The organism is Methanosarcina sp. DH1 (genome assembly GCF_020804205.1).
In the GTDB taxonomy this organism is placed as follows: domain Archaea; phylum Halobacteriota; class Methanosarcinia; order Methanosarcinales; family Methanosarcinaceae; genus Methanosarcina; species Methanosarcina vacuolata.
In genome coordinates this window covers 311675-327926 of sequence record NZ_WJBJ01000019.1, presented here as the reverse complement: position 1 = coordinate 327926, position 16252 = coordinate 311675, and the positions used below count along the sequence as shown (strand labels likewise).

Annotated in this window: 13 protein-coding genes and 1 pseudogene; 10 read left to right on the top strand and 4 right to left on the bottom strand. The window is 39.8% G+C overall.

Annotated elements, in window-relative coordinates; genetic code table 11:
- Positions 1–183: 183 nt before the first annotated feature.
- The 6 genes from FXW07_RS10320 to FXW07_RS10295 all read left to right on the top strand — a co-directional run bounded on the left by FXW07_RS10320 (position 184) and on the right by FXW07_RS10295 (position 4614).
- Entirely contained in the window at positions 184–606 is a 423-nt protein-coding gene (locus FXW07_RS10320) for a cupin domain-containing protein (RefSeq protein WP_229395349.1), read from the top strand.
- Between the two features lie 83 nt (positions 607–689).
- Positions 690–1325 (top strand): flavodoxin family protein, encoded by a 636-nt coding sequence (locus FXW07_RS10315; protein ID WP_229395348.1) that lies wholly within the window; start codon positions 690–692, stop codon positions 1323–1325.
- A 52-nt stretch (positions 1326–1377) separates the two neighbouring features.
- Positions 1378–1917 (top strand): flavodoxin, encoded by a 540-nt coding sequence (locus FXW07_RS10310; protein ID WP_229395347.1) that lies wholly within the window; start codon positions 1378–1380, stop codon positions 1915–1917.
- A gap of 51 nt (positions 1918–1968) precedes the next feature.
- On the top strand, positions 1969–3108 hold the full coding sequence (locus tag FXW07_RS10305; RefSeq protein WP_229395346.1) for an aldo/keto reductase: 1140 nt from the start codon (positions 1969–1971) through the stop codon (positions 3106–3108).
- 114 nt (positions 3109–3222) lie between these two features.
- Complete coding sequence (locus tag FXW07_RS10300; RefSeq protein ID WP_229395345.1) at positions 3223–3975, top strand: carboxymuconolactone decarboxylase family protein; 753 nt, start codon at positions 3223–3225, stop codon at positions 3973–3975.
- 99 nt (positions 3976–4074) lie between these two features.
- A complete protein-coding gene (locus FXW07_RS10295; RefSeq protein WP_229395344.1) occupies positions 4075–4614 on the top strand; it encodes a flavodoxin family protein in 540 nt (179 codons plus the stop codon).
- An 87-nt stretch (positions 4615–4701) separates the two neighbouring features.
- Here the strand turns inward: FXW07_RS10295 and FXW07_RS10290 are convergent.
- Positions 4702–4845, bottom strand: a pseudogene (locus FXW07_RS10290) (transposase); the annotation flags it as partial.
- A gap of 350 nt (positions 4846–5195) precedes the next feature.
- Between FXW07_RS10290 and FXW07_RS10285 the strand changes: the two are divergent.
- A complete protein-coding gene (locus tag FXW07_RS10285) occupies positions 5196–8729 on the top strand; it encodes a PAS domain S-box protein (RefSeq protein WP_229395343.1) in 3534 nt (1177 codons plus the stop codon).
- Positions 8730–9633: 904 nt separating this feature from the next.
- The gene (locus FXW07_RS10280; RefSeq protein WP_229395342.1) at positions 9634–10110 is read left to right on the top strand and encodes a peroxiredoxin; all 477 of its coding nucleotides are present in this window, start codon (positions 9634–9636) and stop codon (positions 10108–10110) included.
- 117 nt (positions 10111–10227) lie between these two features.
- On the opposite strand, the gene FXW07_RS10275 is transcribed toward FXW07_RS10280, so the two are convergent.
- The 3 genes from FXW07_RS10275 to FXW07_RS10265 form a co-directional block, all read right to left on the bottom strand.
- A complete protein-coding gene (locus FXW07_RS10275; RefSeq protein WP_229395341.1) occupies positions 10228–11250 on the bottom strand; it encodes a hypothetical protein in 1023 nt (340 codons plus the stop codon).
- Between the two features lie 154 nt (positions 11251–11404).
- Positions 11405–12148, bottom strand: a complete 744-nt coding sequence (locus FXW07_RS10270; protein ID WP_229395340.1) for a HesA/MoeB/ThiF family protein — start codon at positions 12146–12148, stop codon at positions 11405–11407.
- A 67-nt stretch (positions 12149–12215) separates the two neighbouring features.
- The gene (locus tag FXW07_RS10265; protein ID WP_229395339.1) at positions 12216–12476 is read right to left on the bottom strand and encodes a hypothetical protein; all 261 of its coding nucleotides are present in this window, start codon (positions 12474–12476) and stop codon (positions 12216–12218) included.
- Between the two features lie 125 nt (positions 12477–12601).
- On the opposite strand from FXW07_RS10265, the gene FXW07_RS10260 reads away from it, so the two are divergent.
- On the top strand, positions 12602–14122 hold the full coding sequence (locus tag FXW07_RS10260; protein ID WP_229395375.1) for an AAA family ATPase: 1521 nt from the start codon (positions 12602–12604) through the stop codon (positions 14120–14122).
- Positions 14123–14356: 234 nt separating this feature from the next.
- Entirely contained in the window at positions 14357–16195 is a 1839-nt protein-coding gene (locus FXW07_RS10255; protein ID WP_229395338.1) for a VWA domain-containing protein, read from the top strand.
- Positions 16196–16252: the final 57 nt, after the last annotated feature.

Below are 16252 nucleotides of genomic sequence, written 5' to 3'. Positions count from 1 at the left end.
ATGAGATTGATCGAGTAAACGATTAAGAAAAAAATTGTGACAATCATAATGAAAGTAAAATAAGAGAGAACATTATGAAAGTTGTCGGTATTAACGGTAGGCCACGGCTAGTAGACTTTTCAGTAAGAATATTTGACATTCAAGAAATTAGGCATCATGAAAAATGAAAAGGGGGACCAAAATATGGACAAATCAAACTTAAGTGAAAGCGTGATCTTTCCGAAAGGAGAAGAACTTCCGGAAATGTTCAGCAAGTATTTTTCAGGTAAAGCATGGCTTAGCATGCTGGTAGACAGGGATAATGAATTTAATTGTCCCATAGGCAATGTGACATTTGAACCCGGCTGTCGGAATAACTGGCATAAGCACCCTGGAGGACAGATCCTGTTAGTAACAGGCGGACGTGGTTACTATCAGGAGGAAGGAAAGCCTGCACAGAAACTTAATCCTGGTGATGTAGTAAAAATTCATCCAAATGTAAAGCACTGGCATGGAGCGGCTCCAGACAGTTGGTTCGTACACCTTTCTGTAGAGACAAATGTCAATGCGGGTCCTGCTGAATGGCTAGAACCCGTAACAGATGAAGAATATAACAATTTAAGTTAACAGCATCATCAAAAATAAAAATTGCAGGAAGCAGAATAGATTGGGTTAAAAGCGATTATTAAAGGCATAATTGGGGCATGAGAATGAAAGTATTATTAGTAAACGGAAGTCCGCATGAGAAAGGCTGTACCTATACGGCTCTTTCAGAAGTAGCAAAGACCTTGAATGAAGAAGAGATTGACACAGAAATTTTTTGGATCGGAAAAAAGCCTCTTACCGGGTGTACTGCCTGCAAGAGCTGTGCCAAAACAGGGCTCTGTGCATTTAATGACCGCGTCAACGATTTTCTTAACATTGCCAAAGATGCAGATGGATTTATTTTCGGTTCCCCTGTGCATTATGCAGCCGCAGGTGGAGCGATTACATCTTTTATGGATTGCGTTTTCTATGCTGATCTACTAGGAGGCAGACAGTCTTTTTATCTGAAACCAGCGGCAGCAGTTGTTTCTGCAAGGAGAGCAGGGACGACAGCCACACTTGACCAGCTTAATAAGTATTTCACCATTTCGGAGATGCCTATTGTTTCTTCTCGCTATTGGAATATGGTTCATGGAGCAAAACCCGAAGATGTGAAAAAAGACCTGGAAGGATTGCAGATCATGCGTGTGCTTGCAAGGAATATGGCATGGTTCCTGAAGTGCAAGGAGGCTGGCATGAAGGCTGGCGTACAGTTGCCGATGAAAGAAAAAAGCATCTATACAAATTTCATCCGGGAATAATCAGTAGTTAATTTTGGATATGAATAAACAAAAAGAAGGCGAGGGACAAGGAATGGCGACTTTAAAAGAAGAGAAATGCCTGATAGCCTGTTTTTCACGTGAGGGGAATAACTATGTCAGTGGAAAGATCGTGAATTTGCCTGTCGGTAACACAAAAGTAGTAGCCGACATGATCCGGGAAATAACAGGAGGCGACGTTTTCCGTATTGATACAGTGAAGTCTTATCCCAGGGATTATACTGCAACAACCAACGTGGCAAAAAAAGAATTGAATAACAATGCCAGGCCTGAGCTTTCCAGCCATGTAGAAAATATGGACTCTTATAATGTGATATTTCTGGGTTATCCCAACTGGTGGGGAACGATGCCGATGCCGGTGTTTACATTCCTGGAAGAATATGATTTTTCCGGAAAGACCATTGTTCCATTTTGTACACATGAAGGAAGCGGATTAGGCCGCAGTGAAAAAGACATTGCAAAACTTTGTCCTAAGGCAACACTTTTGAAAGGGCTCGCGATCCAGGGCTCTCGTGTAAGTGCAGCGAAAAAAGATGTCGCAGATTGGTTGAATAAAATCAGTATGACCTTGTGAGCTGGTCGAGTCCACAGGACATTTGTGGATCATTTAGCAAAGGGAGATAAAATGGCAAAACGATTAGGTTTTGGCTGTATGAGATTACCACTTCTGGACAAAGATGATCAGACATCATTTGACACAGAAGCATTAAACAAATTGGTAGATACATTTTTGGAAAGAGGATTTACTTACTTTGATACAGCATATACATACCATGGATTCAAGAGCGAGGAAGCTGTTAGAGAAGCTTTAGTAAAAAGACATGACAGAGATGAATTTACTCTTGCGACGAAACTTCCTCCCAGAATGTTAAAAGCAGTGGAAGACCAGGATAGAATTTTTAATGAGCAACTGGAAAATTGCGGTGTTGAATTTTTTGATTATTACCTGCTTCACAATATTGGTGTGAGTGCTTATGAGCAGGCATGCAAATTTGATACATTTGGTTTTGCTTTGAAGAAAAAGGAAGAAGGCAAAATAAAGAATCTGGGCATCTCTTTTCATGATACGCCGGAATTACTGGATGAAATTCTAACTGCTCATCCTGAACTGGATTTTGTTCAGTTACAGATCAATTACATTGACTGGGAGAATCCAGGTATCCAGTCAAAAAGATGCTATGAAGTTGCAAGAAAACATAACAAACCAATTGTTGTAATGGAACCCTGCAAGGGTGGAAATCTTGCCTCAGTTCCAGAAAAAGCAGAAGAATTGATGAAAGCATATAATCCTGAATTATCCATTGCCTCCTGGGCAGTCAGATTTGCTGCCAGTCAGGAAGGCGTCATGATGGTCCTTAGCGGTATGAATACCATGGAACAGGTACTTGATAATACCTCATATATGACAGACTTCGAGCCTCTGAATGAGGAAGAATACAGGACCATCAGCCAGGTAATTGATATTATAAATGAAGATACTGCGATTCCCTGCACAACCTGCAGATATTGTGAAGCAGGGTGTCCTGAGAATATTGCAATACCTGATTACTTTGCATTGTATAATAGTGCAAAGCGTGCTGTAACTGATAATATCTCAAGCCAGTTTGTTTATTATCTGAACCTTACTTCAAATCATGGCAAAGCTAGCGATTGCATAGACTGTAAACAGTGTGAAAAGTCATGCCCTCAGCATCTGAAGATAACAGAGTACTTAAAAGATGTGTCAGCGGAATTTGAGGCCGGCCCGGGATTACCGACAAAATAAAGATGAATGAGAATTTGACCGAACAATTTTCGGAACAAACTGGCTGTCAGGAGGAAACGGTGAAACGGTGAAACGGATTCCGAATATCCTCCTGGGCAAAAAGAGAGGTAAATTATGAGTATCAGTGAAACAGCAAACAAGAACCATGAAGAATTATTTCCCAATCATAAATCAACACTAAAAATAACAGATCCGGAACTCATAGAAGTTTTCGATAATTTTGCTTTTGATGAAGTGATCAGTTATGGAAATTTAGATACAAAAACCAGATTGATGGTCATCTTGGCATCTCTAATCGCAAGCCAGACTTTAAGCGAATATAAAGTAATGCTTGGTGATGCACTCAATGTCAGTGTGACTCCAATCGAGGTTAAAGAGGTTGTATATCAATCCGTACCATATGTCGGGATGGCAAAAGCATTTGATTTTATCCATGCCACAAATGAAATACTGGAAAGCAGGGGAATAAAACTACCCTTAGAAAGCCAGTCTACAACTTCACCAAAAACACGATTTGAAAAAGGGCTGGAAGTTCAGAAGGAAATATTTGGTGACATAATCGATAAAATGTACGAGGCAGCACCAGCAGATCAGGTCCATATTCAAAAATACTTATCTGCAAACTGTTTTGGTGATTACTACACCAGAAAAGGACTGGATATAAAAACAAGAGAACTCTTGACATTCTCTGTGATTTTATCCCTTGGAGGATGTGAGCCCCAGTTAAAAGGACATATGCAGGGCAATCTGAATGTTGGGAATGACAAAGAAACGCTGCTCAGCACAGTTACGCAGCTATTGCCATATATCGGATATCCCAGGACATTGAATGCGATTGCGTGTTTGAATGAAGTAATACCCGATTAGGTCTAATGATACAAAGAAATCCATGTGTTAATCCATAACAGGATGCTGGATACAATTTTTTGAGAAGTAAGGATAACTCAAGATATGGAGATAATTTCAATGAGTAAAAAAGTATTGATACTGTCCGCCAGCCCGAGGAAAGGCGGAAACTCCGACATGTTGTGCGACCAGTTTATGCTTGGAGCAAAAGAAGCAGGCAATCAGACAGAAAAGATCTTTTTGAGAGATAAAACAATCAATTACTGCACAGGATGTGGAACCTGTTTTAACATGGGAGAGGGCTGTCCCCAAAAAGACGACATGGAAGAAATCCTGGAAAAAATGATTGCGGCAGATGCGATTGTAATGGCAACGCCGGTGTACTTTTACACAATGAACGGTCAAATGAAGACTCTAATTGACCGCACTTGCTCCCATTACATGGAAATCAGCGATAAGGATTTTTATTTTATTGCGACGGCAGCAAACGATAGTAAGCAGGCTATGGAGAGAACATTTGAAGGATTCAGGGGATTTACTTCCTGCCTTGAAGGAGCAAAGGAAAAGGGTATTATCTACGGAACCGGTGCCTGGAACATTGGAGACATCAAAGAAACAAAAGCAATGGAACATGCATATGAAATGGGAAAAACGGTTTAATCGAAGGACAAGATACAATTAACAAAGCAAAATCATGCGAACAGAAATTTGAATAATTATCTGGAAAGGTCTAACTAAAAACTAATTTTTCCTGTTAAAAAACTCTTTTAACTTACTGTTATTCTTTTTTGCCGCTGCTTGAGCAATCTGCGTCAGAATCCATCTTTCTCCCTTTGATCCCCTCTTTGTGATTCTTCCGTTGTGGTATTTATCTGCAGATTGATACACATTATCGAAGTTGGAGTAAAGTCATGGATCACTTGTATACGATATATGACTGTAATAACAGAAATTAAAAAAGCAAAATAATTTTGGGATAAAATAATTTTGGGATAAAACACTTTTCTATATATTGAAAGGCTGTTTCTATTCAAACTTTTTTTAAAGAAAGTACAATTTCTTTAAATAATTTGTGCAATATCATTATTATAAAGATATTTTGCAGTTGTTTTTATAACTTTAAAATGATTTAATTGCTATCAAGATAGAATTCGCTTAGGCCCAATGGTGAGTACATTTTTGATCTAGTCTGCTTAAAGCAACAAACAAAGTGACCCCTTGATTTTCGGAGAAGGTTCTGAATGGAAGAAAAACTGAGGAAACCTTGTACTGAGAAGAAGCAAGTAGAGGAAGCACTGAGCCAGAATGAGCAATATTTTGGGTTGAAGTTAGATAATAACCTCTCACCTTCCAGGATAGCAGGAAACTTTGAGCTGGCTGATATTCTTGATATTCCAGCGATTCAGTCTCTCATGGATGACTTGTATGAACTTACTCACATTACTACAGCACTGGTCGACCTCAAAGGTAATGTTCCTGCAATTGCTGGGTGGCAGGATATCTGCACTAAATTCCACAGGTTTCATCCAGAGACCTGCAAATACTGCGTAGAAAGTGATACAAAACTGTCCCTGGGTGTTGCTCCTGGAGAACTTAAGCTGTACAGGTGCAAAAATAACATGTGGGATGTTGCGACTCCTCTTATTGTGGGCGGCCAGCATATAGGCAATATCTTCTCAGGGCACTTCTTTTTTGAGGATGAACCTCTTGAATATGAATTTTTCCGGTCCCAGGCTAGAAAATACGGCTTCAATGAAGAGGAGTATATAGCAGCGCTTGAAAAAGTTCCACGGCTTAGCAGACAGGCTGTAAACAAAAACATGTCCTTCTTCATGAAACTTGCCAACATGATCTCGCAACTAAGCCACAGTAATTTCAAGCTTTCACAATCGCTGGCCGAATGCGATACTCTGCTGGATGCGCTGCGGGAGAGCGAGGATAAGTACCGCAACATCGTAGAGACAGCAAACGAGGGTATATGGGTAGTTGACGCTGAAAACAAGACTATCTATGTAAATAAAAAAATGACAGAGATGTTAGGATTTAGCCAGGAAGAAATGATTGGCAGATCTGGGTGGAAATTCACAGATGAAGAAAATAAAGTTGTTTCCATACCGAATATTGAAAAAAGACAGCAATATATTGGTGAGAGCCATGAATTTAAACTAATATGTAGAGACGGCTCACCCTTATGGACTCTTGTAAATACTAGATCCTTCTTTGGCAAAGATGGCAAATTTGCAGGCTCTATAGGCATGTTTACTGACATCACCAGGCGTAAGCAAGAAGAGAACCGTATTTGCAGATACAACCGGATTCTAGAGGGAATAAATAAAATTTTCAGCAATGTAGTACAGGCAAAAACAGAAGAAGAACTGGGAAATACGTGTTTATCTGTCGCCCTGAAAATGACCGGCAGCCAGTTTGGGTTCATCAATGGAATGGACGCCGACGGGTTGCTACACGATGTTGCAAAAAGCGAGCTTGCATGGGAACAGTGCCTTATGTACGACAAGGCAAAGCATCGTAGTCCACCTGGTGATTTTGCTGTTCATGGCCTGTACGGCAGTGTCATTATCAACGAGAAAGCTTTCTTTACCAATGATCCACAGTCACACCCAGACAGCAGAGGCTTGCCGGAAGGGCATCTCCCAATCAGATCGTTTCTGGGAGTGCCCCTTGTTCAGGACGGGAAAACAATAGGCTTGATTGCGGTTGCAAACCGTAAAAACGGCTATAGTTACGAGCAGCAGGAGGATCTTGAAGCTATAGCACCGGCAGTGACGCAGGCCCTGCAAAGGAAAAAGTCGGAAGAAGCTCTGAAATTCTCAAATCTTTATAATCGTAGCCTGATTGAAGCTAGCCTGGACCCATTAATAACCATCGGGCCTGAAGGAAAAATTACGGATGTAAATGGCGCTACAGAACAGGTTACTGGATATTCCAGAAACGAATTGATTGGAACTGATTTTTCATATTATTTCACTGAACCTGAGAAAGCCTTTACAGGATATCAACAGGTATTCCTAGATGGTGAAATTAGGGATTATCCTCTGGGAATTCATCACAGGGACGGACATATAACTCCTGTTTTGTATAATGCTTCATTTTATAAAGACGAGAATGGCAAGGTTATTGGGGTTTTTGCTGCCGCACGTGATATTACAGAGCTTAAAAAGGCAGAAGAAGCTCTAAAACGAGCGCATGATAATTTAGAAAAACTGGTTGAAGAGCGTACGTCAGAGCTTGAGAAATCTTACAATTCATTGAAGGAAAGCGAAAAAAACCTTGCAGAAGCTCAAAAAATAGCACACCTTGGAAGTTGGGAATGGAATCTTATAACTAAGGAAATATGGTGGTCTGACGAATATTATAGAATTTTTGGACTGAAACCCCAGGGATCAACTCCAACTTATAATGAGTTTTTAAGTTATATACATCCTGAAGATCGAGACATTGTGATTAATGCAATTAAAGAAGCTTCAAATGGGAAACTTTTCAGCATTGACCATAGGATTATTTTACCCGGCGGAGAAGAAAAAATAGTTCATGTACAGCCAGAAATCACTTTTAACGAGGAAAATAATCCTGTTAGAATTAGGGGTATACTTCAGGACATTACCGAGCGTAAGAAAACTGAAAAAGCGCTCAGGTTAAGCGAGGAAAGATACCGTATAGTGGCCGAACAGACAGGACAGATCATATACGAGTATAATATTAAGGAAGATACTTTTGCCTGGGCAGGCGATGTCGAGAAGATAACAGGATTTACTCCTGATGAGTTTAAAAATATCGGTTTAAGAAATAAGAATCGTGATTTCTGTCTGTCCCGTATTCATCCGGAAGACCGAGATCTATTCCTTGAAAATCACGAAAACTTTCAGATGCCCGAAGATACTTACAGAATCGAGTACCGTTTTAGAAATAAGAATGAAGAATATATTTTTATTGAGGACAACTTCATCTGTCAGAGAGACGAAAACGGGAATGCATATAGGATTATTGGGGCATCTAAAAACATCACAGAAAGAAAAAAGACAGAAATTTTCCTTGCGAATATCGAAAATGCCCGTAAAAGGGAAATCCATCACCGTATTAAAAACAACCTTCAAGTGATCTCATCCCTGCTTGATCTTGAGGTTGAAAAATTCAAAAGCAGAGGGCGCGTTGAGTATTTGGAAGTTCTTGAGGCCTTCAGGGAAAGTCAGGACAGAATAATCTCAATTGCCCTGATTCATGAAGAACTGCATGAAGGCAATGGAAATAATGAATTGAACTTTTCTCCATATCTTGAGAAGCTTGTTAAGAACCTTTTCCAGGCTTATAGTTTTAAAAATATGAACATTGACTTAGATATGGATCTTGAAGATAATATTTTCTTCGATATCGATATTGCAGTTCCTCTCGGGCTGATTGTCAACGAAATTATTTCAAACTCTCTCAAGTATGCATTCTCAGGCAGAACTAACGGAATAATTCAAATCAGGCTTTGTAAAGAGCTTTGTAAGGAACTTTTTAAGGAAGAAGACACAGGTATTTTAAATGACGCATCAGGAAGCATAAAAGGTGATTACGAAAATAAGGTTGCTAACTTTATCTTAACCGTTTTGGACAATGGAGTGGGTATCCCAGAAAACATTAATATAGAAGGTTCTGATACCCTTGGCTTTCAATTAATTGCTATCCTTGTAGATCAGCTAGAAGGAAAACTTGAACTAAAAAGAGACTCTGGAACTGAATTTACTATAAAGTTTGCAATACCAGTGAAGGAATAAGAATTCTCTCAGGGACTTTCGTTACTCTTATATTTAAGTTTTACAGTAAATATGGGTGTATAATTTCAATCTTAAGAAAAGATTAGAGTCACTAACATTATACCGGGTTATTGCACCAACTCGAGTATAAATAAGAATAACAGTGTCTGTCAGTTATCGAAAAATAACATGTATATAAATTTGCATATGTTTACTCAAAAACAACAAATCCACTCATTTTTTATAATTGATTGACAATTCACGGACATAATCTAAGAAAGATTGATTTTATTACTTTTAAACGGTGTTTAACAATGTCTAAAAAAACTTCTAAACCGATGTCTCGTAGAGAACACGATCAAATGAAACGCAATAGAGTAAATAATAACAAATCAGAATCAGTTAATGAAGGTATAATTGAAAAATGCAAGAACCTTCTCAAGAGAAAAAATTCGGAGAATTAAGTAAATAAAATTGAAAATTACTTTTACCATGATTTCAAGTTCACTATACGCTTTATATAGATACGCATTATATAGAAAAGAAAAACAAAGTTTTTATAATCAATTAAAGACTGTTGATTATTCAGGAATGATAAAAATATAACCTCAAATTTGCAGTTCAGGAACTGACCCTTAATTTCAGTATCCCAATAATGATTCTTGGCAATAAATACTTTGATATTATAATTGAATCATTCCGTCGTCATTTTTATTTTTACTACTTTTTTTTGTTTTCCATTATTTTTTTAATATGAACTGCCCTTCGAGTTATTTTTATATGTTACTCCCGCTTTGAACCTTTTTTGCATTCCAATCTTTACTTCTCGCTGTCAAAAATGTCAAACTGCCAGCAGTGTTAAACAGGTCAGCAGACAGACAATTTATTAAAACATAAGGGATTTTATTAAATTGGGGAAATTATCATGAGCGAGATTAAAATCGGGGACAAAATTCAGGATTTCAGGCTAAGAGACCATAAACAGATAGAGGTGCACCTCTATGATTTCGCTGGCAAGAAGGTTCTTTTATCATTCCATCCACTCGCCTGGACAAGCGTGTGTGCAGAACAGATGAAATCACTTGAGGAAAATCACGAAATGTTCTCCAGATTGAACACGGTGGCTTTTGGCATAAGTGTGGACCCTATACCTTCAAAAAGAGCCTGGGCTAAGGAACTTGGAATTACACACATCAAGCTTCTTTCAGACTTCTGGCCTCATGGGGAAGTTGCCAGAGCATATGGAATATTCAGAGAAAAAGAAGGGGTCTCTCAGAGGGCGAACATAATTATCAACGAGGAACAGAAGGTTATATTCTTCGAAGAATATCCTGTACATGAACTTCCCGATATGGAAAAGATTGTAAAAGTTCTGGAACAAGGGAGTAAGATTCAGCTCTAAAAAACAAAGCAATAGAGAGATAAAGTAAGTAATAAAATTACGGGAAGAAAGAAGGGGAAAAGTAAACTACGAATCGTAGAATGAAAGCGGGAAAAAGAAACCTGGGATTTATATGATTTAATCCATTGTAAATCCCATATTACTTAATTCCGTATCAATGCCCTCAAAGAGTTCCCTCAGTGCGATCCTGAGCCTGCGGACCTCTACCTGCCAGATTCTTTTGCTAACCTGCTTGTCTCCCCCGGCTTTAACAGCTGCTATCCAGGAGTATTTTCTGGCAATTTTTTTGTTGTTTGATGGGAAACGGAAAGCTTTTCCAGTTTTCTGGTTAGCGTATTTTTCGTTGATAAGGAACTCGTATATTTCCTGAACTCTTTCAAGCAGTTTTTTTTCACTTTCAGAACCTGACGATCCAAACAGCACAAGATTCCAGAGGCGGAACTGTACATTATGAAGCTCATGAGAAAGCATCTCGGAAACCGAGATTTCCAGCATCTTCTTAAACTCAAGGTAAATGCCCGTGTTTCCAAAACCTGAAGGCAGGATGTTTCCAAGCGAAATCATAACGTGAATACACTCGTGAAAAAGAATTCTGGCTATCAGGAACTCAACCCTCTCCTGCAAATTCCAGAATTTGTTTACAAGAGCTTCGTCCCAGAGCTGGTAAGGGTTAACGAGGATCATAGACCTGTAGACAATTCTTTTTTCTTTCTGTGAGACCAGGCGCTTGGGATAAAGAGTCATTCCCAGCATTTTTCCAAAAAATTGAATCCTGACGGCAAGATCCCAGCAGTACTCCCACTCCCCTGAACTTACACACTTTACCCTGTAGTAGTTTCCATCAAAGTGAACGTTCTCAAGCAGCCGGTACATATCTTTACTGTGTACCTTGATCAACGACTTTATCATGGGCTCCCTATAGATCCGGAGGTCAAAATAAGGTGCATTCGGAATAAGAGCAGGAAGTGAACTAGGAAGTGGAGCAGGAAGTGAAGTCGGTGAAGAAATATTCAAATCCTGAAATCCATAATTCAAATCCTGAAATCCATAATTCAGATACTGAAATCCATAAGACCATAAATTTGAGTTCTCGTTCAAACCATTGACTTCCTTCTCAACTGGCATGGTCTTCTTTTTCATCCAATTCCCTCGCACAAGATCCCCTGTAATAAGATACCCTATAAGATATTACCCTATACCCTATAAGATATTATTACTGAAGATATATTAAATTGGTCAATAGGCGGCAGGGAATCGAAATAAAGTTTTATCTGGATTCAAAATAGTAAAACTCTCATTTGTTTCCACGCATTGTCTTAAGATTTCCACAAACAGGACAATTATTTAGCTTTGAGAGTGATATTTCGCTGAAATTTCCAGAAAGCCCATTCCAGAACAGGAGGCGACCTTCCAGAAGTTTTCCCTGTCCTGTCAGGAATTTAATGACTTCATTTGCCTGGATGGAACCGATGATCCCTGGGGTTGTCCCTAAAACCGGAAAAACTTCCTTTTTGGAAATACGTGGGAAAATACAGTAAAAACAGGGAGTTTCTCCAGGAACTATTGTTGTTACCTGCCCGTCATAACCGGTAACTGCTCCATGTATTAAAGGAATCCTTCTTTTAATGGCAAGCCTGTTAAGCATATGTCTGGTTTCGAGATTATCAAGCGCATCAACTATAACATCACATTCAGGAACAAGGGCTTCGAGATTTGATTCGGTAAGCATCTCTGCTATAGTTTCAACCTCAATATCCGGGTTCATGGAGAGCAGTTTTTCCTTTGCAGACTCTACCTTAAGCCTTCCGATGTCCTTTTGATGGTGAAGAAACTGTCTATTTAGATTGCTGGGGTCCACGGAATCGAAATCTGCAAGAATTATTTTTCCGATTCCTGCTATTGCTAGATAGGTGGAAACCGGACTTCCCAGTCCGCCTGCCCCGGCAACCAGTACTGTTGCATTCTTCAACTTTTCCTGTCCCTCTTCCCCAAAAAGAAGAATCTGACGGCTGTATTTTTCACGCTCGAAATCATTCATGCAGTGACTTCCGGAATTTGATTTATTTAAGGATGCGATTTTTATTTATTCGTCACCAGGAATATTCTCATTCAGGTGAATTTAAATCATTCTCATTAATCATCACCTTCCTTATGCATAACCCCTTCGGATGGTAAAAGGCAGGATCGGTGGGGCCGATAGGGTCGGAAAAAACTTTTACAAGATGGATCCCAGCGTATGAGACCTTATAAAAACTGGGCTTCAGTATCAAAGCAGAAAGGTATATCTCGGGGAAGAAATATAATCCGCAGGCATATCGGTGGTAGGGATAAGAATTTTTAGAAAAATTAATTAAGGCAAGGCCCATAAAAATAGGAAATTCATTTTTTTATATTATTCTAACCGGCTATTGCAATTCACTATTGTAGCATCTTTCTCACATACTAAAGGCGGGATGCTGAAAAAAAGAAATTTATATAGGTCTTGGAATTTATGAAAATTCTGGATTTAAAGAATACGGTTATCAATATCAAACAGGAGTTTTCAGGCTACTTTAAAGAACGAGATGCTGAAATTAACGGGTCTCTTCTTGCACTCCTCTCCGGCGAGCATGTCCTTTTACTTGGCCCACCCGGAACTGCAAAAACCCTGCTTGCAAGCAAAATCTGCGAAACTATAGAAGGGGGAAACTTTTTCCATTATCTTCTTACCCGCTTTTCCACGCCTGAAGAGGTATTTGGGCCGCTTTCCCTTAAAGCGCTTGAGAGAGACGAGTTCAGCAGGCGGGTAGAAGGTTACCTTCCAACTGCCCATATAGCCCTGCTCGATGAGATTTTCAAGGCAAACAGTTCCATCTTAAACAGCATGTTGACTGTATTGAATGAGAGAAAGTACCATAACGGCAAGGAACTTATTGAGGTGCCTCTGTTTACGGTTTTTGGGGCTTCCAACGAGCTGCCGGAAGAAGACGAAAGCCTCGAAGCTCTCTACGACCGTTTTTTGTTCAGGTACAGGGTGGATTATATTCAGCACGAAGAGAACCTTGAAGACCTGATCTTCAAAAACACCGAAGATTTCGTACCCTCAACGAAACTCAGCATAGAAGATATAAAGGAAACCCAGAAGAGAGCAAGAGACCTCCCTGTTGATCCCGAGGTTCGGTCAATTATAAAGGCACTCCGAAGAGAACTCAGGAACTCAAATATTTTTGTATCGGACAGGCGCTGGAAGAAAATTGTAAATGTACTCAGGGTAGCTTCAGTCGTAAACGGGCATACCAGTGTAGACCGGATGACTGCTGTCCTGCTACAGCACGTACTCTGGGAAGTACCGGAACAGAAAGAAGCAATCAGGAAACTTATTCTGGACAGGGTTGTTTCAGGGGGCACGGATACTGGCAAATTGAAACTGGATGTCCTTGATCTGAAAAATTCCATTTACAGTTGTTTGCAGCAGGAACTTCCGGATCTCGTAGCCTGTAATAAGTGCTACGAAGAAGAAAGAAGGACAACAGGCAGCCTGAAAAGCTCAAGGTTTTCAGGGGTCAAAGCGCAGAGGAACCTCACATTCGACAATGCCCTTGACCTGCTAAAACACCATACCGAATTTCCAACCCATTCTTACAGTTTCGGGCTCGACTACAGCAATGTCAACAGTTCCCTGAACTTTGAGTCCCTGGCAGAACAATTCCGCAGAAAATACGGGTTTGAATTCAAGATCAGCCTTGATTACGGAGATAAGAAGCTCTATGAAAAAGAGTACGAAAATCTGGAAGAAAGACTGAACTATTTCAGAAGGCAAATCCAGGAAGAAGAAAAAGCGCTTGAGAACACCCTGAGAGAAAATCTCTGGGTTTCAGGGCAGGACAGCCAGGAAATCCTGATGAAATATCGCTCCAAAAATACCGATGTTTACGAGATTGCAAGCAGTCTAAACGAGGTAAGGCTCCTGCTTGAAAAACCCAGGGTATTTGATGTAACCATTGAAAAAGCAGAAGAGATAGCTGAAACCTGAATATCTCCAAAATATAGCTGAAAAACCTTTAAAATATGGATGAAAAACTCTAAAATATGACTGAAAAACCTTTGAAATATAGATGAAAAACTCTAAAATATGGCTGAAAAATTCTAAAATATGGCTGAAGAGTTTCTCTGAAATATAATAGATAAGAAGACAACTTAACTATAAAACTCCTAAAACTTATCAAAAACTCCTAAAACTTAGGAGAATTTCCGGAAAAGGAAAAATATGCAGGAATTAAAAAAGCGGAAAGAAGATTTCGAGGGCATTCACAGATTAGGCTCATCTTTATCGTTTAGCCACGCCTTCAATCCTTCCACAATATTGAATATTGAGCTCAGGGGTGTCCTGGCAACTCCACGAAAAATACCAAGGCAAGTCAGGGAAGAAATTGCGGAAATTCTTGTTTATGAGCTCTTTTCAGAAGAGGGATACGAAATAAAAGATGTAAAGCTGTTTATGAGTAAATTTGGAGCTTTTTATCCAATATTTCTAGGCTTAAGGGATTTTGGGGTCTGGGCTGAAATAAAAACTCTTGCAGGAGCCAACAACCTGGCAGGTGTTTTTATACTCAGGGCCCTGCTTGAAGAAATTTTTACACTTCTGGATGACTATGGAAAGTTGGAATCTGAATTTTCAAAAAAGTTCGCAAGAAACCTGGAAAAAAGCCTTAAAGCCCTGAGGAAGCTAATCGATGAAACTCAATCGGCTTGGGAACGAAACAGAATAAGAGATCTTGAAGAAAATTCCTGGTTGCAGGAAAATCCTAACACATCCAATCAACAGGCAACTCAAGAAAGAAGACAGGAAAGTCCCCTCGAACAAGAAAGTTCCCTCACACAGGAAAATTTTCTCAAAGAGGAAAGTTCCCTTACACAGGAAAATTCTCTTACACAGGAGCGTTCCTTCCAGCAGGAAAATTCTCTCAAAGAGGGAAGTTCTCTGCAAGACCTCGAGCATGAGACCTGGGAAAATCCAGATATTCAGACTGGAAATACTGCGGGGTCCGAAAGACTTGCTTCAATGACTCTGAACTTTATGTCTTCAGAAAAGGCAGGAGAAGCTCTTGATTCTGTTATAGAAGAAAGCATCGCTGTAAAAATTGAAGAGCTTATCCCTGTGCTTGAAGACCACCTTGAAATGCTGGAAATTCTCTCAATGCTCTTTCCGGGCAGAGCATGGGATTACTCCTTGAGGGCTCTCCACAGAGAATACTTCGGAAACCTTGAAAAATACGCCGCACTTCTTAGAAAGAGCTCGTCTATTCACGAAATTCTTGAGCAGGTCGGAAGAATCGAACTTGAATACGGTTCAAAAAAGCTGAGTTTATCTCCGTACAGTAAAAGCGAAGTCCATTCGGTCACTTTATCGGGAGATATCCAGACATTACTTCCAGCAGAAACCGTAAAGCTAAAAAATCCCCTATTGAAGCGTAAATTCTATGCTGATATGCTTGAAGGAAAACTCCTGACCTACCAGCTAAAAGGAGAAAACTGGAACTCGGATAATGCAGGAAAAAAGAGAAAAGGGCCTGTAGTCGCCCTTGTAGACACCTCGGCATCGATGCGGGGAAGCCCAGAGCTTCTTGCAAAAGCCGTAGTTCTGGCAGTTACGAGAAGAATGTTAACAGAAAGCAGGGATGTTAAAGTGATTCTCTTCTCCTCTAAGTGGCAGACCGTTGAAATTGAACTTACGAATAAAAAGCGCATGGGGGAGGAGTTTCTGGAGTTCCTGAAGTTTACTTTTGGCGGCGGCACCGATTTTAATACCGCACTTCGCGCAGGCCTTAAGGCTATGAAAAATGAAAAATCCTTCGAGGGAGCTGATCTTCTTTTCCTTACCGATGGTTATTCAGAACTCTCAGAAAAACCCCTTATTAGGGAATGGAATGAGATAAAAGCCGAAAGAAGAGCCAGGATCTTTTCCCTGATTATCGGAAATTATGATGCTGGCGGACTGCAACAGATTTCGGATCACACATATCTCATAGGGAATGCCGAAAATTGGGATGTTGCAGAAAGCCCTGCAAGTTTTGTGAAAGCTATAAGCAAACCTTACAGGTTTTAAGTTCCCGGATATAAGTTCCCGGATATAAGTTTCCAGATATAAGTTCCTGGATATAAG

Coding starts and splice junctions, on each gene's coding strand:
- FXW07_RS10270 (WP_229395340.1), bottom strand. CDS start 12,148: ATGAATGATTTCGAGCGTGAAAAATACAGCCGTCAGATTCTTCTTTTT.
- FXW07_RS10310 (WP_229395347.1), top strand. CDS start 1,378: ATGGCGACTTTAAAAGAAGAGAAATGCCTGATAGCCTGTTTTTCACGT.
- FXW07_RS10300 (WP_229395345.1), top strand. CDS start 3,223: ATGAGTATCAGTGAAACAGCAAACAAGAACCATGAAGAATTATTTCCC.
- FXW07_RS10275 (WP_229395341.1), bottom strand. CDS start 11,250: ATGAAAAAGAAGACCATGCCAGTTGAGAAGGAAGTCAATGGTTTGAAC.
- FXW07_RS10265 (WP_229395339.1), bottom strand. CDS start 12,476: ATGGGCCTTGCCTTAATTAATTTTTCTAAAAATTCTTATCCCTACCAC.
- FXW07_RS10315 (WP_229395348.1), top strand. CDS start 690: ATGAAAGTATTATTAGTAAACGGAAGTCCGCATGAGAAAGGCTGTACC.
- FXW07_RS10320 (WP_229395349.1), top strand. CDS start 184: ATGGACAAATCAAACTTAAGTGAAAGCGTGATCTTTCCGAAAGGAGAA.
- FXW07_RS10295 (WP_229395344.1), top strand. CDS start 4,075: ATGAGTAAAAAAGTATTGATACTGTCCGCCAGCCCGAGGAAAGGCGGA.
- FXW07_RS10280 (WP_229395342.1), top strand. CDS start 9,634: ATGAGCGAGATTAAAATCGGGGACAAAATTCAGGATTTCAGGCTAAGA.
- FXW07_RS10305 (WP_229395346.1), top strand. CDS start 1,969: ATGGCAAAACGATTAGGTTTTGGCTGTATGAGATTACCACTTCTGGAC.
- FXW07_RS10285 (WP_229395343.1), top strand. CDS start 5,196: ATGGAAGAAAAACTGAGGAAACCTTGTACTGAGAAGAAGCAAGTAGAG.
- FXW07_RS10255 (WP_229395338.1), top strand. CDS start 14,357: ATGCAGGAATTAAAAAAGCGGAAAGAAGATTTCGAGGGCATTCACAGA.
- FXW07_RS10260 (WP_229395375.1), top strand. CDS start 12,602: ATGAAAATTCTGGATTTAAAGAATACGGTTATCAATATCAAACAGGAG.